This is a genomic window from Curtobacterium sp. AC272 (assembly GCF_979258155.1).
The window spans coordinates 2,402,629-2,421,370 of sequence record NZ_OZ409838.1 but is presented as its reverse complement, the minus strand read 5'-3'; the positions used below and the strand labels follow the sequence as shown (position 1 = coordinate 2,421,370).

Below are 18,742 nucleotides of genomic sequence, written 5' to 3'. Positions count from 1 at the left end.
CCTACAGGAGCCCGGTCAGGACGCCGCCGTCAGCCCGGATCGCGGCGCCGTTCGTCGCGGCGGACAGCGGGCTCGCGAGGTAGGTGACGAGCGCCGCGATCTCGGCCGGGTCGATGAAGCGCTCGAGCAGGCTTGTCCGGTTCTGACCGATGATCGCGGCCTGCATCGCCTCGACCGGAAGAGCCTGCGCCTCGGCGATCGCCTCGACCGTCGTCGCGACACCGTCGGAGTACGTGGGACCGCCGAGGACGGTGTTGATCGTGACCGAGGTCCCACGTGTCTGCTTCGCGAGTCCGTTCGCGAGCGCGATCACCGCGGCCTTGGTCACGCCGTAGTGCACCATGTCCGCGGGGACGTTCACGCCGGACTCGCTGCCGATGAACACGATGCGACCCCACCCGCGTTCGAGCATCCCGCCGAGCAGGTGCCGCGACAGGCGGACTCCGCTCATCACGTTGACCTCGAAGTACCGGGACCAGTCCTCGTCGGCGATCGACTCGAAGGCGGCCAGGCCGAAGAGTCCGACGTTGTTGACGAGGACGTCGGCGTCGTCGAGGGACCCGAGCAGTCGGGTGACGTCGCCCGGGTCTCCGAAGTCGGCCGCGATCCCGGACACCGTGGCTCCCGGCTGGTCACGCCGCAGGCGATCGACGGCGGCTTCAACCCGGGCGTCCTCTCGGCCGTTGACGATCACGCGCATGCCCTCGGCCGCGAGTGCGGAGGCGATCGCGTACCCGATGCCCTGCGTCGATCCGCTGATGAACGCCGTTCTGCCTCGGAGCTGCAGGTCCATGGATCCTCCTTCGTCGTCCCGCGTCGCTCGACCCGTGACTTGCCTGAGCAAGTCAGCGTACGACCGTTCACTTGCTCAGGCAAGTCACCGGTCGTACGATGCCGAGATGACCCCGCCCGACGAACCACACGGCCTGCGCGGCGAACGACTCGAGATCTGGGCAGCCGTGGCGACGATGCTCGAACGGTTCCCGGTCGCCCTGGACGCCCAACTCCAACGAGACAGTGGCCTCACGCACTTCGAACTCGGGGTCCTCACCGCCCTCGACGCCGCGCCGGACAGGACCCTGCGGATGAGCACGCTCGCCGGGTACGCGAGCTCGACGCTCTCGCGGCTGTCCCGCGCGGTGACGCGGCTCGAGGCGAAGGGGTGGGCGCGCCGTGTGGTCGACCCGACGGACGGCCGCTTCACCCTCGCGGTCTTGACGGATGACGGGCACGGCAAGGTCCTCGAGTCGACGCCCGCGCACCATGCCCTGATCGAGCGCCTGGTCTTCGACACGCTCACCGAGACCCAGACGCGGCAGCTCGGGGTCATCGCGCGGAGCATCGGCGACGCAGTGGACGCAGCTCCGGCGTGGACGCCGCCCGGGGCCCGCCAGCCGTGACCGGACTGACACGTCCGGGCTGCACCACGCTGGTGCGGTAGGTTCCTGCCCAACGCATTCCGGACGCGAGAGAGGGCGCGGATGGCGCAGGGACACCGCTCTCCCCACGATGAGCGACGTCGCAGCCGTCGCCGGCGTCTCGAAGAAGACCGTCTCGAACGTCCTGTCGGGCTACGAGCACGTCTCCGCCCGCACCCACGACCGGGTGATGGCTGCGGTGGACGAACTCGGCTACGAGCTCAACGTCTCGGCCCGGAACTTCCGCGCCGGCCGGTCGAAGGTCATCGGCCTGGCGGTGCCGGAGCTGCGGCAGGCGTACTTCGCCGAGCTCGCCGACGCCGTGATCCGCGCCGCCGGTGCCGTCGGGTACACGGTGCTCATCGAGCAGACCGCGAGCGGCGTGCGCGAGGCGGACGCGATCACCCGGATGCGCGAACACTCGATCGACGGCATCATCTACAGCCCGCTGACGGTGCGGTCGAGCGATGCTCCCGCGCTCGAGGTGAAGTTCCCCCTCGTGGTGCTCGGCGAGCCGATCCCGGACAGCCCGGTCACGTTCATCACGATGTCCAACGCGGACGCCCTGCACGACGCGACGGCGCACCTGCTCGACGCGGGCCGTCGATCGATCGCGTTCATCGGTTCCGAACCGTCGGGGCCGGTACGGACGGCGCAGGAACGCCTGCGCGGGTACCGCGAGGCGCTCGCCGAACACGGCGTCGCGTTCCGGCAGGAGCGGGTCGTGCCGACGGCGCTCTGGCACCGGGCCGAGGGGGCAGCGGCGGCGCGGGCACTGCTCGAGTCCGGCGTCGAGGTCGACGGGATCGTCTGCTGCAACGACGCCCTGGCGCTCGGGGCGATGAGCGCGTTGCAGCTCGCTGGTCGGACCGTGCCGGACGACGTCGCGGTCGTCGGCTTCGACGACATCGAGGAGTCGGCGTACGCGACGCCCGCGCTGACCACGGTGTCGGCCGACCTGGACCGGGTCGCGGCGACGGCGGTCGGGGTCCTCGTCGAGCAGCTCGAGGAGGACGCGGCCGTCGGTCCGGGCGTGCTGCGCTCGCCGCATGCCCTGGTCGTGCGGGCGTCGTCGGCGCCCGTCGCCGTGGAACGCACGGTCTCCGCCTGAGGTCTTGACCTGCCCGTCGAGCACGGACTACTGTCCAGATTTACACCGGTGTAAATCCGGCATGGACGAGGTCCCGCACACCGAAGTGCGGGACGGATGGCAGGTTTTCGATGAAGAAGCACATCGCGGTCGTCGCGCTCGCAACAGCGGCGGCGATCTCCCTGGCCGGGTGCGCCGGCTCCCCCGGATCGTCCGCGAACGCCCACGTCGACCTGACGTTCTGGCACGGGTACACCGAGGCCGACGGCAAGGTCCTGGACGGCATCGTCAAGGACTTCAACGAGTCGCAGGACAAGGTCACGATCACGACCCAGACGAAGACGTGGGCGGTCATCGACGACACGATGCTCCCCGCGCTGACGGCGAAGAAGGGCCCGGACATCGTCGCGATGACCTCGGACCGACTGCCCGTCTACGCCGAGAAGAAGGCCCTCGTCGACCTGAGCGACTTCTACGACGACGACACCAGCAACACCGGCGAGCTCAAGGAGCAGGCCGTCGCGATGGAGCAGGTCGACGGCAAGGAGTACGGCGTCCCGAGTGGCTTCGTGCCCCTGTCCGTGATCTACAACAAGAAACTCTTCGCCGAGGCCGGCATCGACGCGTTCCCGACGACGTGGGACGAGTGGGTCGCCGACGCGAAGAAGCTGACGAAGGACGAGAACGGCGACGGCACCCCGGAGCAGTACGGGCTCGTGCTGCCGGACCACCAGACGGTCGGCAACGGCATCTGGCCGAGCCTGTTCGCCGGCAACGGCGGCTCGATCACGAACGACGCCGGGACCAAGTCGACCATCGACTCCGCTGCGAACGTCGAGACGCTCGAGTACTGGGCGAAGGCGATCCGGCAGGACAAGATCTCGCCGACCGGGGTCGACGGCATCGCGGCCGACAAGCTCTTCACCGCCGGCAAGACCGCCATGGAGATCGGCGGCCCGTGGATGGCCGGCGTCGCGAAGGCGTCCGACATCGACTACGGGATCGCCGCGATCCCGGCCGGGCCGAAGGCGCAGGTGGCCTCCGCCATCGGCATCTCGCTCGGCGTGACCGCACAGACCGACGACCCGAAGCAGGCCGCTGCCGAGGACTTCCTGCGGTACTTCAACGAGAAGAACGTCGCGACCAAGTGGGCGCTCGGGTCGGGTTGGCCGTCCCTGCGCACCGACGTGACCGCCGCCGACGTCGACGCGAACCCCACCGTCGCGGCGCTGACCGGTCTGCCCGGCACGACGATCCCGCTCCTCCCGGGCGTCGTGAACAGCGGTGACGTGCTCACCGCCCTCGACACCGCGACGCAGAAGTCGATCGCGGGCGGCGACCCGGAGTCGCTCCTCGGCACCGCCGACACCGACGTGCAGTCCGCCCTGAAGTAGAGGACCACGATGACCACGCAGCAACTCGGCCGACGCCGTCGGTACCGTCCCCCGGGGCAACTCGGCGGCCGGACGCCCCTGAACGGGACCTTCCGCCGCCGTGCGACCGTCGTCGGCTTCCTCGCACCCGCGATCGTCATCCTCGGGGCGTTCGTCCTCTGGCCGATGCTCTCGGCACTGCGGCTGTCCTTCACGGACGCCAGCGGCTTCGGCGACCCGAGCTGGGTCGGCTTCGCGAACTACGTCCGGGTCTTCACCGACCCGGACGTGGTCCGCTCGATCGGCAACACGGCGCTGTACTCGGTGCTGTTCACCCCGGTCGCGATCGCCGTGGCGCTGGTGCTGGCGTTGGCGCTCAACCACCCGGCACTGCCGTTCCGCGGGTTCTTCCGCTCGGCGCTGTTCCTGCCGTTCATCGTGTCCCTGGCGGTCGCCGCGTTCGCGTGGTCGTACCTGCTCGACCCGCAGATCGGCCTGCTGAACCACTGGCTCCAGGTGGGCGGCATCCGGCTCGGCAACGTCCTGCAGGACCCGACGCTCGCCATGCCGACCGTGGTGCTCGTCGCGGTCTGGAAGAACTTCGGCTTCTACATGGTCATCTTCCTGGCGGGGCTGCAGGAGATCCCGACCAGCCTGTACGAGGCGGCGCAGCTGGACGGCGCGAACGGCCGCCAGCGGTTCGCGAACGTGACGTTCCCGATGCTCAGCAACACCATGGCGTTCGTCGTCATCGTCGCGCTCATCGCCGCACTGCAGGCGTTCGACCAGATCTACGTCCTGACCGGCGGCGGGCCGTACCGGTCCACCGAGACGATCGTCATGCAGATCTACCAGTCCGGGTTCAAGGACCTCGACCTCGGCTTCGCGTCCGCGCTGGCGTACGTGCTGCTCATCGCGACCCTGCTGCTGAGCCTCGTGCAGTTCCTGTTCTTCGGCAAGCGCGGAGAGGACACCGCATCATGACCGCACTCCCCGTCCGGCCACGGTGGTCCGGCGCAGGACCGTGGCCCGGCGCCCACCGTCGATGCGCTGGCTCGGCTTCGCCGCGGTGCTCATCGTCACCCTCGCGGTGCTGCTCCCCGTGCTCGTCATCGTGTTCACGGCGTTCAAGCCGGCGAGCGAGGTGAACGCCTACCCGCCGACGCTGTTCCCGCACACGTGGACGCTCGACAACTTCCGGGCGATCTTCACGCAGCTGCCGTTCGGCCGGCTCATCCTGAACAGCTTCGCCTTCGCCGGCGGGGTGACCGTCTTCGCGCTGGCGTTCGACGCGCTCGCCGCCTACGCGCTGGCCCGGCTCGACTTCCGGGGCAGCAAGGTCCTGCTCATCGTGATCATCGCCAGCCTGATGATCCCGTTCCAGGCCACCCTGATCCCGATCTACCAGCTCGTGTCCGACCTCGGGTGGGTGAACACCTTCGCTGGGCTCATCGCACCGCGGGCGGCGGACGCGTTCGGGATCTTCTTCCTCCGGCAGTTCTTCGTGTCGCTCCCCCGCGACCTCGACAACGCGGCGCGCATCGACGGTGCGTCCGAGTGGCGGATCTTCCGGAGCATCATCCTGCCGAACGCCGTGCCGGCACTGCTCACCCTCGGCATCTTCACCTTCGTCAACAACTGGAACGACCTGCTCTGGCCGCTGGTGTTCACCACCGACCAGGACATGGGGACCATCACCTCGGGGCTGACCCTGCTGACCGGACCCGGCGGCATCATCCCGCAGGGCGTGATGATGGCCGGCGCCCTGATCGCCGTGCTGCCCCTCGCCGTCATGTTCCTGCTCGTGCAACGCCGCTTCATCGAGAGCGTCGCCAGCACCGGGCTCAAGTGACGACGACACCGCGCGGTCCCCTCGGGGAGCGCCCACCACGAATCGAGACACCATGCACTGGTCCGACGACGGACGGCTGCACTTCGCCCTGGGCATCGAGGACACCTTCGTCCCGCAGGCCCGGCCGGGTGAGCGCCCCATCGACGAGTACGAACTCACCGACCACTACCGGCAGTACGCCGCCGATCTCGGCCTGGCGGTCGACGTCGGCGCCGAGATGCTCCGCTGGGGCGTGCCCTGGTACCGGGTCGCCCCGGAGCCCGGTGTGGGACTGGTCGTGGGTCGACGGTGTCGTGCAGCGCTTCCGTGAGACCGGCCTGCGGCCCGTCATCGACCTGCTGCACTACGGCACACCGCTCTGGCTCGACGGCCAGTTCGCGAACCCCGACTACCCGGCGCACGTCACGGAGTACGCCGCCCGGTTCGCCGCCCGGTACGGCGACGTCGCGACCGACTACACGCCCGTCAACGAGCCCGTGATCCACGCCCTGTTCTCCGGCGAGTACGGGTACTGGCCCCCGTACCTGACCGGTGCCGAGGGTTCTGCCCGCATCGCCTCGGCCCTGGCGAAGGGGTTCGTCTCCACCCAGCACGCGATCGCTCGTGAACTCGGTGACGCCGCCACCTTCGTGCACGTCGACGCCGGCATCCGGTACGTCGGCGACGTCGACGCCCCCGAGCACCGTGACACCGTGGCGCGGCTCCGCGCCCAGACGTTCCTGGTCGAGGACCTCGTGACCGGCGGCGTCGACGACCACCATCCGCTCGTCGGGCGGCTGCGCTCCGGCGGGGTCACCGACGCGGACCTCGACTGGTTCCGCCAGCACGCGGTCCGGCCGGACGTGATGGGCGTCAACTACTACCCGCTGCACTCCACCGAGGTCTTCGAGGCCGGCGTCCACCACGGCGGCGGCTTCGCCGACCCGCGTCCGTACCGCGACACGGGGGCCGAGGGGCTCCGCGACGTGCTGACGACGTACGCCGAGCGGTACGGCGCCCCGGTCATGCTGACCGAGACGTGCGTCACCGGGTCCGTCGACGAACGCATCGGCTGGCTCGACGACTCCGTGGCCGCCGTGCACGAGCTCCGCGCCGAGGGCGTCCCGGTGGTCGGGTACACCTGGTGGCCGCTGTTCGACATGTACGAGTGGACCTGGCGGCACACGGACGCACCCCGCCAGGAGCACCTGCTCACGATGGGCCTCTTCGACCTCGTCGAAGACGGCGACGGCGGGCTCGACCGCCGTCGCAACCCGGTCGCCGACGCCTTCGCCGCGCATGCGCGGCAGGAACGAGCCGTGGCAGCGGCCCTGTCGGCGACCACCTGAGGGACAGGAGGTCGGGTCGGGTCGGGCCGTGCCTCCAGTCCGTCTCCGCGCACCACCACTGCACCACCAACTGAACGGAGCACCATGTCCCTCCGCCTCGGCGCCGCTCCGGCGCCTCGTCGACGCCGAACGCTCGCGCTCGTCGTCACCGCTGCCGCTGCTGCGGCGGCCCTCGTCGCCGGTGTCACCGGCCCAGCTCCCGCCCAGGCGGTCACGACCGGCAACGGAGCCCTCGTGTACTCGCCGGCAGCGGGCACCGCCTTCAACCCCGAGGGCGGACGTGCTGCCGGCACGACCTACGCCAAGAACATCGTCCTGAAGAACAGCGGATCGGCGAACGGCCAGCAGTTCGTCACCTTCGACCAGCTCGTGCTCGAGAACGGCGTGCAGGTCTACCCGATCTACCGCAGCACCGACAACGGCACCTCGTGGAGCCGCGTCGCCACCGTGAAGCCGAGCACGCAGTTCCCGACGCTCACCCGCACCGCCCAGCCCTCGCTGTACGAGACCCCGATCCAGCTCGGCACCATGCCCGCCGGCACCCTGCTGCTGAGCGGCATGATCATGCCGACCGACCGGGCGAGCAGCCGGCTGGTCATGTACAAGAGCCTCGACCACGGTCTCACCTGGTCGTTCGTGAGCACCGTCGACACCGGCGGTCCCGCCACCTACGACCCGAGTCCGACGTCCACCACCTCGACGGTCTGGGAGCCGTCCGTCGCGGTCGACGCCAACGGCGGCCTCGTGACGTACTTCTCCGACGAGCGGCAGAAGGCGAACAACGTCCTGCAGGCCGTCAGTTACCGACGGTCGACGGACGGCGGTCTCACCTGGGGTGGCCTGGTGAACGTCTCGGCGCCGACGAACAAGAGTGACCGGCCCGGCATGATCACGGTCACCCGGATCCCGAACGGCAACTACGTGGCGACGTTCGAGGTCGTCAACCGACCGAGCCAGACGAACAACACGGCGCCGGTGTACTTCAAGACCTCGCCCGACGGACTCACCTGGAGCCCGGAGACGAGCATCGGCACGAAGATCGCACTGCCCGACGGCCGCGGGGTCGGTTCCTCGCCCGAAGTCCGCTGGGTCCCGACGACGGGCAACGCGAACGGCATGATCGTGGTGTCGTCGAAGTGGTCGCTCGACAGCGCCGGCAACATCGACGGCGGGCAGAACTTCGTCGTCAACCGCAACCAGGGCTCCGGCTCGTGGGAGCAGCTGCCCTACGCGGTCACGTACGACGCCCGCGACGCCGAAGGTGGCACGTTCAGCGGCTTCGCCCAGGGCTTCGACTCGAGCGCGGACGGCAAGACGCTCTACCAGGCGACGAACGTCGAGAACCCGACGACGACCTACAACGACGTGCGGGTCGGGTCGATCCCGATCAACGCGCTGCGGTACGAGGCCGAGTCGGCGGTGCGGAGCGACACGAGCACGGTCACCCAGGCCGACGCCGTCGGCGGCGCGAAGGTCGGGAACATCAACAACGCGACCAGCTCCGTGCAGTTCACGGTGCAGGCGGCGACCGCGGGGACCTACACCGTCAACGTGCGGTACGACAACGGGACCGGGGCGACGAGCACGCACGCGCTCGCCGTCAACGGAACGTCGGCCGGGACGGTCAGCTACGCGCCGACCGTCAACTGGGGGCGCTTCGGGTGGGCGCAGAAGACCGTCACCCTGAAGGCCGGTGCGAACACGCTGACCTTCACGAAGGGCACGGGGTTCGCGGAACTGGACCAGATCCAGGTGTTCCAGCCCTGACGCCGCACCTGCTGCCCTGGTCGTGACCAGGTGGCGGACGGGAGGCACGGTGCGGGCGCGCACCGTGCCTCCCGTCCGTTCTGGCGTTCCGTCTCAGGCCGCGACCGCTCCGTCTGCCGGCTCGCGCAGCGCCGGGCAGTGCTCGGCAGTCGGGTGCTCGCTGATGGCGATGACCTCGTCGAGCCGGCCACGCGCCGCCTCGAGTTCCGCCATCTGCGCCGTGATCCGGTCGCGCTCGGCGACGAGCAGCGCGAACGACTCCGGCGTCGCGTGCCCGCTGTCCACGCACGGCAACAGCTGCACGATGGTGCGGCTCGGCAGACCGGCGGCGAACAGCTGCTGCACGAGCTGGACGCGTTCGACCGCCGGGGCGTCGTAGACGCGCTGCCCGCTGCTGGTCCGCGACGCGGTGGGCAGTCCCTGCTCTTCGTAGTACCGCAGCGAGCGCACGCTGGCGCCCGTCTCCGCGGCGAGGTCGCCGATCCGCACGTCGTCTCCGATCCTGGGCTTGCCCCTGACATGGATGTGAGGTCTTAGCGTAACCGAGCCGCTGCGGGAGACACCCGCGCGGCAGGAGGAGACACCATGGACATCGCTGGATCGGTCGCACTCGTCACCGGCTCGAACCGGGGCATCGGACGCCGCTTCGCCCTGCAGTTGCTGGAGCGCGGCGCCACCAAGGTCTACGCGACCGCACGCCGACCCGAGCTCGTGGACATCGAGGGCGTCGTGGCGCTGCCGCTCGACATCACCGACCAGGCGTCGGTCGAGGCGGCGGCCGCAGCCGCCGGCGACGTCACCCTGCTCGTGAACAACGCGGGCATCTCGACGACGGGCTCGCTGCTCACCGACGACCTGACGGACGCACGCCGCGAGATGGACACGCACTACTGGGGGAACCTCGCGATGATCCGGGCGTTCGCACCGGTGATCGAGCGGAACGGCGGCGGCGGCATCGTGAACGTCCTGTCCGCACTGTCCTGGTTCGTCTACCCGGGATCCGGCGCGTACGCGGCAGCGAAGGCCGCCGAGTGGAACCTGACGAACGCCGTCCGGTTGGAGCTCGCCGGCAAGGGGATCAGCGTGCAGGGGCTGCACCTCGGGGCGGCGGACACGGACATGATGGACGGCTACGAGGGGCCGAAGGTCGACCCGGCCGACGTGGCGCGGGCCGCGCTGGACGGCGTCGAGCGGGGTGCGGCCGAGGTCGTCGTCGACGAGTGGAGCAGCGCGGTGAAGGCGTCGCTGTCGCAGGACCCGTCGGCGTTCTACGCGCAGTTCGCCTGAGCGGGGTGACGCCGGGGCGTGGTGGAGCCCCGGCGTCGGGCCGCGGCTGGGAGTGCTCACATCCGCGGGTCCCACACTGACGCCACGGTGTCGCCGTACCGAGTCCGAGATCCTCTCGAGCTCCCGCGGGGAGCCGCCAAGGGAGTCATCATGACGGACCAGTCCGAGGCGGCCTCGACGCCGCTCGCGCTCACGAGTGTGGTGGCCTCCGGCCTGCCCACCGAGCTCGGCAAGCCCACGGCGGCGAAGTACTACGACGTCCCGGCGGTGTTCAACCGCCGACCCGACGCTGCCGAGATGGCCGGCCTGCGCGGTGCCGACGGACACGCGCAGCTCGTGACGGCCGGCTACCCCGACGTCACGCTCGACGTGCAGGACCGTCGTCTCGTCATCGGCAACACGAACCTCGGACAGCTCGAACGCGGTCTCGCCACGGTGGTCGCGACGATCGTCGACGTCGTGAGCCGGGCGTCGCTGTTCGACAAGGAGCAGGTCCGTGACGCAGCGCGCATCGAGTTCGACGACCGCACGGCCCGGGCCCGCGAGGTCACGCGGGCGGCGGAGCGGATCCACTTCGTGCCGGAGCCGACGCGCGTCAGCGCGGGCTGACCGTGTCCGCGCGGGTCGACGTGCCCGACGGGCGACGCCAGCGGGGCACTGCGCTAGCGTTGCACAACGCGGGGACCGGATCAGCCCCGCGTTCACGGACCCGGACGGTTTCCTCGCGATGAACGACTTCACGACGGCAGTCTCCGCACTGCAGGCCGCACCCGACGGCACCGACATGTGCCCGCCGTTCCTGACGACGCTGCCCGTGACCGGGGTCGGCATCTCCACCCTCGGCAACCCACTCGGGTCGGCGACGGTGTGCGCGAGCGACGCGCGCGCCGCGCGGATCGACGAGATCCAGTTCGACCTCGGCGAGGGCCCGTGCTGGCAGGCGCTGACGACCCGCCGCCCGGTCCTGGAGTCCGACCTGTCCGGCACGACGAACACCGACTGGCCGCTCGCGCTCGAGGAACTCCTCCGCGCCGGGGTCGGGGCGGTGTTCTCGTTCCCGATGCGCATCGGGACGATCCCGGTCGGCGCCGTCGACCTGTCCGTGGACAGCGAGCGCACCCTGACCGTGGGGCAGATCCGCGGCGCCGTGGAGCTCACCGAGGTCGCAGCCCGTCGGGTGCTCCGTGGTGCCTTGCTCACCGCAGCCGCCGACGGCCGTGCCGACATGGGCACCAGCCGCTACTCCCGACGAGAGGTGCACCAGGCGACCGGCATGGTCGCAGCACAGCTCGGGGTGGACGTCACCGACGCCCTCCTCGTGTTGCAGGCGCACGCCTTCGCCACCGAACGCACCGTCCGCGACGTCTCGAACGACGTCATCGCTCGCCGCATCGACCTCGCCCGGCCGTACGGTTCCGAGAACTGAGGAGCACGCACCATGGCACCGACCCGCGAGCGCCGGCTCATCGACACCTTCGTCACGCTGACCGACACCCTCGTCGACGAGTACGACGTCGTCGACCTCCTGCAGAACCTGGTCGACAGCGTCGTCGACATCTTCGACGCCTCGGCGGCCGGCATCCTGCTGGCCAACCAGCACCAGGAACTCGAGGTCGTGGCGTCGACCAGTGAGCGGTCCAGCTTCGTCGGACTCCTGCAGCTCGACGCCGGCGAAGGGCCGTGCGTGGAGTGCTTCGCGACCGGGCGTCCGGTGTCCGTCAGCGACCAGGCGGAGATGCAACGCCGGTGGCCGACCTTCGCCGCCGCGTCCGCCGAGTCGGGGTACGCGTCGGTGCACGCGATCCCGATGCGGTTGCGGGACACCACGCTCGGGTCGCTCAACCTGTTCCGCGAGACCGAGGGTGCGCTGAACCGCGACGATGCCTTGGCTGCTCAGGCCCTGACCGACGTCGCGACCATCAGCATCCTGCAGCAGCGGACCCTGCAACACGCGGCGCTGACGCAGGCGCAGTTGCAGCGAGCCCTCGACAGCCGGGTCGTGATCGAGCAGGCCAAGGGCTTCGTGGCGTACACGCACTCGGTCGACACCGAGGCGGCGTTCGAACTGCTGCGGCAGTACGCGCGGTCGAACCAGGAGCGCCTCGCCGACGTCGCCCGAGCCATCGTCGAACGCCGCCTGGTCCTGCCCGCCTGATCCCGTGTGTCCCCGGTCCGGGCTGGCGTACGATCACGAGCAAGTCGTAGCCCCGGACCCCGGTTGCAGGCGCAGCACTGGATCCAGGAGGAAACCATGGGCGACGAACTGGTCGTACCGACGGGCTACCGGAAGACCGAACGACGGTCGGCTCGTACCGACACCACCTCGACCTACACCGCGCTGCTCGCGCAGGTCCGCACCGCTGGGCTGCTCGGTCGCCGCACGGGCTGGTACTGGGGCCTCATCGCAGTGCTCGCCGCGCTGCTCGGCGTCACCGGCGGGGCGTTCGCCGTGCTCGGCGGCTCCTGGTACCAGTTGATCGTGGCCGGGGTGCTGGGCGCCCTGTTCACGCAGTTCGCGTTCCTGTCGCACGAGGCCGCCCACCGACAGGTGTTCGCGTCGCACCACTGGAACGACCGGGCGGCCCGGTACGCCGGCACGTTCCTGACGGGCATCAGCTACGCGTGGTGGATGAACAAGCACACCCGGCACCACGCCAACCCGAACACCGTCGGCAAGGACCCCGACATCTCGTTCGACGCGATCTCGTTCCGGCCCGAAGACGCTGCCAGCCGGACCGGGTTCCTGCGCGTGCTCGTCCGCGTGCAGGGGTACGCGTTCTTCCCGATGCTCCTGGTCGAGGGCGTGAACCTGCACTGGCAGTCGATCCGCACGTACACGAGCCGTGGCCCGGTGAAGCGGCGGTGGGCCGAGGGGTCCGTCTTCGTCGGCCGGTTCGTGCTCTACCTGGGGGTCGTGTTCTGGTTCCTGCCGGTCGGCATCGCCTTCGCGTTCCTCGGTGTGCAGCTCGCCGTGTTCGGGTTCCTCATGGGGATCGCGTTCGCGCCGAACCACAAGGGCATGCCCGTCATCGAACCCGGCCGCCGCGTGGACTTCTTCTCGCGCCAGGTCCTGACCTCGCGCGACATCGGTGGCGGCGCCTGGGTCGAGTACTTCATGGGCGGTCTGAACCACCAGGTCGAGCACCACCTGTTCCCGAGCATGGCCCGACCGAACCTGCGGGCCGCCCGGGACATGGTCCGGAAGTACTGCGCCGACCAGGGTGTGCCGTACACCGAGACGACGCTGGTGCACTCCTACGTCATCGTGGTCCGGTACCTCAACGAGGTCGGTCTGGCGGCTCGCGACCCGTTCGCGTGTCCGATGGTGGAGCGGCTGCGCTGACCGACCGCGACGGCTGGGCGCTTCCTGTCCTGTTGGCGCAGCCCTGGACCTGACGGGGGCTCATCGGCGAGCATGGACCCGATCAGGGACGGCGGGCACAGGGGCCCACCGCGGGAAGGGCAACCATGCGTCCTGTCAGGAACACGCTCACCACCGGGGCGGTCATCGCACTCGTCGTCGGCCTCACCGCGACGGCGGCACCCGCGCAGGCGACGACGCCGGGGACATCGGCGCCGACGGACGGTACCCGGTGCGCAGCGGGGACGCTCTCGGTGCAGACGCTCCGGTCGGGGTGCACGGTCTCGTCGGGCACGGTCGCGCTGCCGGACGGACGCACGTTCTCCGTGCCGGCGCCCGGTGAGAGCGTCATGGCCAGCAGCTCGTCGGCGCCGGGTGCTCCGGAGCTGGCGGAGGTCGTCATCGCGAACACCGGCTCCGGCGGTGTCGCGGTCCGCATCGACGAGGCGTGGAGCGGTTCGGCGCCCGCCGTGCGCCGCGAGCAAGCGAGGAGCGCGGCAGCCACCGCACCCGCAGCGCCGGCCGCCACGACCGCGGCCACCACCAAGTGCACCAGCACGGCCAACGCACGGAACGGGTACCGCTGGTCGAGCACCGTGAAGTGGTACTACAACGAGTCCGGCCAGCGGTCGACGTACGCCAAGGACGCCCTGCGCAAGGCGGCGAACGCCTGGACCGGCACGATCGCGTCGTGCGGCCGCTCGGTGACCTCGTCGGCGCGCAACTCCTACGTCCGCCTGGCGACCCAGGCCCCCGGGCTGACCGACAAGGGCGGGTGCACGGCGAGCAACGGCTACAGCGTGCTCGGCTGGGAAAGCTGCCCTCCGGTACCCTCGGGGTGACGTGCGTCTGGTACGACGGCAACGGCATCGCGAAGGAGTCGGACCAGCGGTACGCCACGAGCTACAACTGGAGCTCGACGGCCACCTGCTCGGGCGCACGGTTCGACACCCAGGCGGTCGCCACCCACGAGTGGGGACACCTGTACGGACTCGGCCACGTGCAGACCGGCACCGATCAGGTCATGGAGCCGTCCGGCGGCTACTGCGACACCGGCTCACGCACGCTCGGGTTCGGCGACATGACCGGCATCGCGGCGATCTACTGAGGCGCGGCTGCGGGCCGCGCCCCGTCGTCAGACCGCGCCCCGTCGTCGGACGGCGTCGGCCCGCAGGAAGTCCGCGATCGGGGTCGATCCCGAGTTGAACCGGATGGTGTTGCCCGCCGTGCCGGGGGTCTCGAGCACGTCGGCGATCACGTGTGCGACGTCGCCGCGCGGCACGTCGCTCGACGAGCCAGCCCAGTCGACCGAGCCGGTGGCCTCGTCGTCCGTCAGGGTGCTCGGCGCCACGATGGTCCACTGCAGACCGGAGTCGCGCACCACGGCGTCGGCGACCGCCTTCGACTGCGCGTAGGCGAAGAAGTCGTTGTCCTGCGGTACCCCGTGGTCGAGCTGCGACCCGGACCACGACACCATGACGTAGCGGTCGACGCCGGCCTGCTTCGCGCCCTGCACCGACAGGATCGCGGCGTCGCGGTCGATCGCCCACGTGCGGTCGGCGGACCCGCCGCCGGCACCGGCGGACCACACGACGACGTCGTGCCCGTGGACGAGCTCCGCGAAGTCGGTCAGGGACTGCTGCTGGATGTCCGCGACCCGGGGTTCGCCGCCGTGGGCACGGATCTCGTCGGACTGGTCCGCGTCGCGGATGACCGAGGTGACGGTGTGGCCGCGGTCGCTGAGGATGCGGGTGGTGAGGAGTGCGACCTTGCCGTGGCCGCCGAAGACGATGACGTTGCTCATGCGGCGGACGCTACTCGGGCCAGCTCAGTACCCGCAGTCCGTGAGGACCCTCGGAGCGCTCGCGGCCTGCGTGCGTACGGTCGGACCTGACCACGTCTGGAGACACGATGAGCACGCAGCACGAGCAGCACACCCTGGTCCGCACCCTGGTGCTCGGCATCCTGAGCGGCGGCCGCAGTGCCACCCCACTCGCGGTGCTGGCGCTGAACCACGACCGGTCCTCGTTGAAGGGGTCGTGGCAGGACTGGAAGGTCTTCAGCACCCCGCTCGGCCGCGGACTCCTCGTCGCCTCGGCCGTCGGTGAACTCATCGGCGACAAGCTGCCGATGACCCCGAACCGCATCTCCCCGCCGGCCTGATCGGCCGCATCGGGTCCGGTGCGCTCGTCGGCGCAGCACTCGGCACGACCGGCAAGCGCGACCTGCGCATCGAGGGCGCGATCCTCGGCGGCGTCGGTGCGATCGTCGGGTCGTTCGTCGGGTGGGGTGCCCGCAAGCTCGTCGGTGCCACCACCCGCCTGCCCGACCCGGTCGTGGCGCTCGCCGAGGACGCCGCGACCATCGCCGGCTCCGTGAAGGTCATCACCGCCGACTGATGCGCATCGTCGTCATCGGAGCCACCGGTCACATCGGCACGTTCCTCGTCCCCCGCCTCGTCCGCGCCGGTCACGAGGTCATCGCCATCAGTCGCGGCACCAGCACCCCCTACGCCGACTCCCCCGAGTGGCAGCAGGTCGAACGCGTCACCGCGGACCGCGAGCAGGAGGACCGCGACGGCACGTTCGGAGCGCGGATCGCCGCGCTCGGCGCCGCCGCCGTCGTCGACCTCGTCTGCTTCACCGAGTCGTCCGCCGCCGCTCTCGTCGAAGCGCTCCGCGACACGGGAACGCACCTCGTGCACTGCGGATCGATCTGGCGCGCGGGTGCATCCCGTGTGCTGCCGATCACCGAGGACGACTTCACGCCGCCCTTCGGCGACTACGGCGTGCAGAAGGACGCGATCGCCCGGATGCTCAAGAAAGAAACCGCGTCAGGGGGTTTGGCGACGACGACGCTGCACCCGGGTCACATCAGCGGTCCGGGCTGGATGCCGATCGGTCCGCTCGGCAACCTCGACCCGTCGGTGCTGACGAGGCTGTCCGCCGGCGACGCGATCGAGGTCCCCGGCATCGGTGCCGAGACCATGGCCCACGTGCACGCGGACGACGTCGCGCAGGCCTTCCAGCTCGCCGTCGAACACCGCGAGGCGGCGGTCGGCGAGGACTTCTTCATCACGGCCCCGACGGCGCTCACCGCGCGTGGGTACGCCCACCTGGCAGCGTCGTGGTTCGGCCAGGAGGCCCGGCTCGAGTCCGTCAGCTGGGACCGGTTCCGCGAGACCACGGCTCCAGAGCACGCTGGCGCGAGCTGGGAGCACCTGTCACGCAGCCAGGTGTTCAGCGTCGAGAAGGCCCGCCGTCTGCTCGGCTACGCGCCCGGTTTCACCGCCGAACAGACGGTGCTCGACGCCGTCCGCTGGCAGGTCGACCACGACCAGCTCGAGGTCGCCGGCCCCCTCGTCGTCTGACAGACCGGCCGCGACCTCAGTCGGCAGGCGCGCCCTCGTTCACGGCGGCGAGCCCGTTGAGCGTCCGCGGGTAGCCGATCACGGGCACCAGGACGGTGAGCACGTCGAGCAGCTGCTGCCGGGTGTTCCCGACGTGCAGGTTGCCCGCGACGTGTCCCGTGACCTGCGCGTCCGCACCGCCGAGTGCGACGAGGACCGCGAACGTCAGCAGCTCACGCGTCGGCAGGTCGAGCCCGTCCCGTCCGACGGTGTCGCCGAAGCAGTTGCCGGACAGGAACCGCTGGAAGTGCACGGTGTCGTCGGCGGCGTTCTCGTACATCGCGTCGACACGTCCGGCGCCGACGACGGCGCTCTGGACCGCACGGCCCCGTTCGAGTCGGTCGCCGGGGTGGTCGTCGACCGACCCGGGAGCGGCAGCTCGACACCGCGCGCGATCAACACGTCGTTGGTGATCGTGAGGAAGTCCGAGGCGCGCGCGGACCCGACGTAGGCGACGGCCTGGTAGCCGATCTCCTTCGCCTCGACCGGGGTCAGTGACTCGTCGAGCGCGGTGCCGAGCAGCTGTCGGAAGGCGGTCTGCGCGCCGGCGGCGATCATCGCGCCGAGCTGCACGACCGCGCGGTCGTGGCTGTTGAGCGACGCGTGCTGCAGCGTCTCGTCCACGAAGTCGGCGTGGTACTGGGCGAACTCGGGGTCGGTGTCGGCGAACGTCATGCCCCCGACGCTACGACCGCCCCGCCGACCGAGGGAGGTACGGGCCTCCCCTTTCGCCGTGGGCGACCGGCCTAGCGTGGCAGCCGTGCCCGGCGAGACCCGCGGGCACGGAGAGGAAACCATGGAGTACCGCCAGCTCGGACGCACCGGCGTCGAGGTGAGCCCACTCGCTCTGGGCACCATGATGTTCGGTCCGTGGGCGAACGCCGACGTCGACGACTCGATCCGGATCATCCACCGCGCCCTCGACGCGGGCATCAACTTCGTCGACACCGCCGACGCCTACTCGGACGGCGTCTCCGAGGAGATCGTCGGCAAGGCCATCAAGGACCGCCGTGACGACGTCGTGCTCGCCACGAAGTTCTTCATGCCGATGGGCGAGGGCCCGAACCGCTCCGGAGGCTCACGCCGCTGGATCGTGCAGGAGGTCGAGAACTCCCTGCGCCGCCTCGGCACCGACCACATCGACCTGTACCAGGTGCACCGTCCGTCCCCGACGACGGACGTCGAGGAGACCCTGGGCGCACTGACCGACCTGGTCCGCCAGGGCAAGGTCCGGAACATCGGATCGTCGTCGTACTCGGGCGCCGAGATCGTCGAGGCCCAGTGGACCTCGGAGCGTCGTGGGCTCGAGCGCTTCCGCACCGAGCAGCCGCCGTACTCGATCCTGGTGCGCGGCATCGAGGAGGACGTCCTGCCGACCACGCAGCGCTACGGCATGGGCACCCTCGTCTACAGCCCGCTCGGCGGCGGCTGGCTCAGTGGCCGCTGGCGCAAGGACGCTCCCGGCACCCCGACGGCGAAGCACCGCCCCGCGGCCCGGTTCGACATGTCGACGCCCGCGAACCAGCGGAAGCTCGACATCGTCGAGGAACTCGCACTCCTGGCCGAGTCGCAGGACATGTCCCTCATCGAGATGTCGTTGGCGTGGGTGATCCGGCACCCCGGCGTCACGAGCGCGATCATCGGCCCGCGCACCATGGAGCAGCTCGAGTCGCAGCTCCCCGCCGCCGACCGCGTGCTCAGCGACGAGGTCCTGGACCGCATCGACGAGCTCGTCGCACCGGGCGTCACGATCAACCCCGACGACAACAGCTACGGGCAGCACACCCTGGTGCCCGCCGCACGTCGCCGGTGAACGCGACCGACTGACGGACGGGAGGCCCGTGGCCAGCTGGCCAC

The 18,742-nt window shown here is 70.4% G+C and carries 23 protein-coding genes; 18 read left to right on the top strand and 5 right to left on the bottom strand.

Going from position 1 to position 18,742, the window contains the following annotated elements; translation table 11 throughout:
- Nucleotide 1: 1 nt before the first annotated feature.
- Nucleotides 2-793, bottom strand: coding sequence for an SDR family NAD(P)-dependent oxidoreductase (locus ACZZ0J_RS12360; RefSeq protein WP_463437171.1), 792 nt, complete (start codon nucleotides 791-793; stop codon nucleotides 2-4).
- A gap of 106 nt (nucleotides 794-899) precedes the next feature.
- Between ACZZ0J_RS12360 and ACZZ0J_RS12355 the strand changes: the two genes are divergently transcribed.
- The 8 genes from ACZZ0J_RS12355 to ACZZ0J_RS12320 all read left to right on the top strand — a co-directional run bounded on the left by ACZZ0J_RS12355 (nucleotide 900) and on the right by ACZZ0J_RS12320 (nucleotide 8,828).
- Nucleotides 900-1,400, top strand: coding sequence for a MarR family winged helix-turn-helix transcriptional regulator (locus ACZZ0J_RS12355; protein WP_463437170.1), 501 nt, complete (start codon nucleotides 900-902; stop codon nucleotides 1,398-1,400).
- A gap of 109 nt (nucleotides 1,401-1,509) precedes the next feature.
- Nucleotides 1,510-2,529, top strand: coding sequence for a LacI family DNA-binding transcriptional regulator (locus tag ACZZ0J_RS12350; RefSeq protein ID WP_463437169.1), 1,020 nt, complete (start codon nucleotides 1,510-1,512; stop codon nucleotides 2,527-2,529).
- 110 nt (nucleotides 2,530-2,639) lie between these two features.
- A complete protein-coding gene (locus ACZZ0J_RS12345) occupies nucleotides 2,640-3,902 on the top strand; it encodes an ABC transporter substrate-binding protein (protein WP_123937085.1) in 1,263 nt (420 codons plus the stop codon).
- 9 nt (nucleotides 3,903-3,911) lie between these two features.
- Nucleotides 3,912-4,865, top strand: a complete 954-nt coding sequence (locus tag ACZZ0J_RS12340; protein WP_111083634.1) for a carbohydrate ABC transporter permease — start codon at nucleotides 3,912-3,914, stop codon at nucleotides 4,863-4,865.
- A 40-nt stretch (nucleotides 4,866-4,905) separates the two neighbouring features.
- Complete coding sequence (locus ACZZ0J_RS12335; protein ID WP_463437168.1) at nucleotides 4,906-5,733, top strand: carbohydrate ABC transporter permease; 828 nt, start codon at nucleotides 4,906-4,908, stop codon at nucleotides 5,731-5,733.
- Between the two features lie 52 nt (nucleotides 5,734-5,785).
- Nucleotides 5,786-6,043, top strand: a complete 258-nt coding sequence (locus ACZZ0J_RS12330) for a hypothetical protein (protein WP_463437167.1) — start codon at nucleotides 5,786-5,788, stop codon at nucleotides 6,041-6,043.
- Nucleotides 6,027-7,061, top strand: coding sequence for a family 1 glycosylhydrolase (locus ACZZ0J_RS12325; protein WP_463437166.1), 1,035 nt, complete (start codon nucleotides 6,027-6,029; stop codon nucleotides 7,059-7,061). The genes ACZZ0J_RS12330 and ACZZ0J_RS12325 overlap by 17 nt, the downstream gene beginning before the upstream one ends.
- Nucleotides 7,062-7,145: 84 nt before the next feature.
- Nucleotides 7,146-8,828, top strand: a complete 1,683-nt coding sequence (locus tag ACZZ0J_RS12320; protein ID WP_463437165.1) for a CBM35 domain-containing protein — start codon at nucleotides 7,146-7,148, stop codon at nucleotides 8,826-8,828.
- A 93-nt stretch (nucleotides 8,829-8,921) separates the two neighbouring features.
- On the opposite strand, the gene ACZZ0J_RS12315 is transcribed toward ACZZ0J_RS12320, so the two are convergent.
- A complete protein-coding gene (locus tag ACZZ0J_RS12315) occupies nucleotides 8,922-9,317 on the bottom strand; it encodes a MerR family transcriptional regulator (RefSeq protein WP_463437164.1) in 396 nt (131 codons plus the stop codon).
- Between the two features lie 96 nt (nucleotides 9,318-9,413).
- On the opposite strand from ACZZ0J_RS12315, the gene ACZZ0J_RS12310 reads away from it, so the two are divergent.
- From ACZZ0J_RS12310 to ACZZ0J_RS12280, 7 genes are all read left to right on the top strand, one after another.
- Nucleotides 9,414-10,115 (top strand): SDR family oxidoreductase, encoded by a 702-nt coding sequence (locus ACZZ0J_RS12310; protein ID WP_205463438.1) that lies wholly within the window; start codon nucleotides 9,414-9,416, stop codon nucleotides 10,113-10,115.
- Between the two features lie 150 nt (nucleotides 10,116-10,265).
- A complete protein-coding gene (locus ACZZ0J_RS12305; RefSeq protein ID WP_463437163.1) occupies nucleotides 10,266-10,724 on the top strand; it encodes a hypothetical protein in 459 nt (152 codons plus the stop codon).
- 118 nt (nucleotides 10,725-10,842) lie between these two features.
- Nucleotides 10,843-11,541: a GAF and ANTAR domain-containing protein gene (locus ACZZ0J_RS12300; protein ID WP_463437162.1), complete on the top strand. Its 699-nt coding sequence runs from the start codon at nucleotides 10,843-10,845 to the stop codon at nucleotides 11,539-11,541.
- Between the two features lie 12 nt (nucleotides 11,542-11,553).
- Complete coding sequence (locus ACZZ0J_RS12295) at nucleotides 11,554-12,270, top strand: GAF and ANTAR domain-containing protein (protein WP_123339354.1); 717 nt, start codon at nucleotides 11,554-11,556, stop codon at nucleotides 12,268-12,270.
- Between the two features lie 96 nt (nucleotides 12,271-12,366).
- A complete protein-coding gene (locus ACZZ0J_RS12290; RefSeq protein WP_123339544.1) occupies nucleotides 12,367-13,458 on the top strand; it encodes a fatty acid desaturase family protein in 1,092 nt (363 codons plus the stop codon).
- A gap of 125 nt (nucleotides 13,459-13,583) precedes the next feature.
- Entirely contained in the window at nucleotides 13,584-14,318 is a 735-nt protein-coding gene (locus ACZZ0J_RS12285) for a hypothetical protein (protein ID WP_463437161.1), read from the top strand.
- Nucleotides 14,315-14,584, top strand: a complete 270-nt coding sequence (locus ACZZ0J_RS12280; protein ID WP_463437160.1) for a matrixin family metalloprotease — start codon at nucleotides 14,315-14,317, stop codon at nucleotides 14,582-14,584. The genes ACZZ0J_RS12285 and ACZZ0J_RS12280 overlap by 4 nt, the downstream gene beginning before the upstream one ends.
- Nucleotides 14,585-14,611: 27 nt before the next feature.
- Here the strand turns inward: ACZZ0J_RS12280 and ACZZ0J_RS12275 are convergent, their stop codons facing one another.
- The gene (locus ACZZ0J_RS12275) at nucleotides 14,612-15,280 is read right to left on the bottom strand and encodes an SDR family oxidoreductase (RefSeq protein WP_463437159.1); all 669 of its coding nucleotides are present in this window, start codon (nucleotides 15,278-15,280) and stop codon (nucleotides 14,612-14,614) included.
- A gap of 107 nt (nucleotides 15,281-15,387) precedes the next feature.
- Between ACZZ0J_RS12275 and ACZZ0J_RS12270 the strand changes: the two genes are divergently transcribed.
- Together ACZZ0J_RS12270 and ACZZ0J_RS12265 are read left to right on the top strand one after the other, a co-directional pair.
- Nucleotides 15,388-15,639, top strand: coding sequence for a hypothetical protein (locus ACZZ0J_RS12270; RefSeq protein ID WP_205463434.1), 252 nt, complete (start codon nucleotides 15,388-15,390; stop codon nucleotides 15,637-15,639).
- A 235-nt stretch (nucleotides 15,640-15,874) separates the two neighbouring features.
- Nucleotides 15,875-16,846, top strand: coding sequence for an NAD-dependent epimerase/dehydratase family protein (locus ACZZ0J_RS12265; RefSeq protein ID WP_463437158.1), 972 nt, complete (start codon nucleotides 15,875-15,877; stop codon nucleotides 16,844-16,846).
- 16 nt (nucleotides 16,847-16,862) lie between these two features.
- On the opposite strand, the gene ACZZ0J_RS12260 is transcribed toward ACZZ0J_RS12265, so the two are convergent.
- Complete coding sequence (locus ACZZ0J_RS12260) at nucleotides 16,863-17,138, bottom strand: carboxymuconolactone decarboxylase family protein (protein ID WP_463437157.1); 276 nt, start codon at nucleotides 17,136-17,138, stop codon at nucleotides 16,863-16,865.
- The gene (locus ACZZ0J_RS12255; RefSeq protein WP_463437156.1) at nucleotides 17,051-17,560 is read right to left on the bottom strand and encodes a carboxymuconolactone decarboxylase family protein; all 510 of its coding nucleotides are present in this window, start codon (nucleotides 17,558-17,560) and stop codon (nucleotides 17,051-17,053) included. The genes ACZZ0J_RS12260 and ACZZ0J_RS12255 overlap by 88 nt, the downstream gene beginning before the upstream one ends.
- Before the next feature lie 121 nt (nucleotides 17,561-17,681).
- On the opposite strand from ACZZ0J_RS12255, the gene ACZZ0J_RS12250 reads away from it, so the two are divergent.
- Entirely contained in the window at nucleotides 17,682-18,698 is a 1,017-nt protein-coding gene (locus ACZZ0J_RS12250; protein ID WP_248704170.1) for an aldo/keto reductase, read from the top strand.
- The last annotated feature ends 44 nt before the right edge of the window (nucleotides 18,699-18,742 follow it).

What these genes read in the sequence shown, in the direction of transcription:
- ACZZ0J_RS12360 (WP_463437171.1), bottom strand. Translation starts at nt 793, where the DNA reads ATGGACCTGCAGCTCCGAGGCAGAACGGCGTTCATCAGCGGATCGACG.
- ACZZ0J_RS12355 (WP_463437170.1), top strand. Translation starts at nt 900, where the DNA reads ATGACCCCGCCCGACGAACCACACGGCCTGCGCGGCGAACGACTCGAG.
- ACZZ0J_RS12350 (WP_463437169.1), top strand. Translation starts at nt 1,510, where the DNA reads ATGAGCGACGTCGCAGCCGTCGCCGGCGTCTCGAAGAAGACCGTCTCG.
- ACZZ0J_RS12345 (WP_123937085.1), top strand. Translation starts at nt 2,640, where the DNA reads ATGAAGAAGCACATCGCGGTCGTCGCGCTCGCAACAGCGGCGGCGATC.
- ACZZ0J_RS12340 (WP_111083634.1), top strand. Translation starts at nt 3,912, where the DNA reads ATGACCACGCAGCAACTCGGCCGACGCCGTCGGTACCGTCCCCCGGGG.
- ACZZ0J_RS12330 (WP_463437167.1), top strand. Translation starts at nt 5,786, where the DNA reads ATGCACTGGTCCGACGACGGACGGCTGCACTTCGCCCTGGGCATCGAG.
- ACZZ0J_RS12320 (WP_463437165.1), top strand. Translation starts at nt 7,146, where the DNA reads ATGTCCCTCCGCCTCGGCGCCGCTCCGGCGCCTCGTCGACGCCGAACG.
- ACZZ0J_RS12310 (WP_205463438.1), top strand. Translation starts at nt 9,414, where the DNA reads ATGGACATCGCTGGATCGGTCGCACTCGTCACCGGCTCGAACCGGGGC.
- ACZZ0J_RS12305 (WP_463437163.1), top strand. Translation starts at nt 10,266, where the DNA reads ATGACGGACCAGTCCGAGGCGGCCTCGACGCCGCTCGCGCTCACGAGT.
- ACZZ0J_RS12300 (WP_463437162.1), top strand. Translation starts at nt 10,843, where the DNA reads ATGAACGACTTCACGACGGCAGTCTCCGCACTGCAGGCCGCACCCGAC.
- ACZZ0J_RS12295 (WP_123339354.1), top strand. Translation starts at nt 11,554, where the DNA reads ATGGCACCGACCCGCGAGCGCCGGCTCATCGACACCTTCGTCACGCTG.
- ACZZ0J_RS12290 (WP_123339544.1), top strand. Translation starts at nt 12,367, where the DNA reads ATGGGCGACGAACTGGTCGTACCGACGGGCTACCGGAAGACCGAACGA.
- ACZZ0J_RS12285 (WP_463437161.1), top strand. Translation starts at nt 13,584, where the DNA reads ATGCGTCCTGTCAGGAACACGCTCACCACCGGGGCGGTCATCGCACTC.
- ACZZ0J_RS12275 (WP_463437159.1), bottom strand. Translation starts at nt 15,280, where the DNA reads ATGAGCAACGTCATCGTCTTCGGCGGCCACGGCAAGGTCGCACTCCTC.
- ACZZ0J_RS12270 (WP_205463434.1), top strand. Translation starts at nt 15,388, where the DNA reads ATGAGCACGCAGCACGAGCAGCACACCCTGGTCCGCACCCTGGTGCTC.
- ACZZ0J_RS12265 (WP_463437158.1), top strand. Translation starts at nt 15,875, where the DNA reads ATGCGCATCGTCGTCATCGGAGCCACCGGTCACATCGGCACGTTCCTC.
- ACZZ0J_RS12255 (WP_463437156.1), bottom strand. Translation starts at nt 17,560, where the DNA reads ATGACGTTCGCCGACACCGACCCCGAGTTCGCCCAGTACCACGCCGAC.
- ACZZ0J_RS12250 (WP_248704170.1), top strand. Translation starts at nt 17,682, where the DNA reads ATGGAGTACCGCCAGCTCGGACGCACCGGCGTCGAGGTGAGCCCACTC.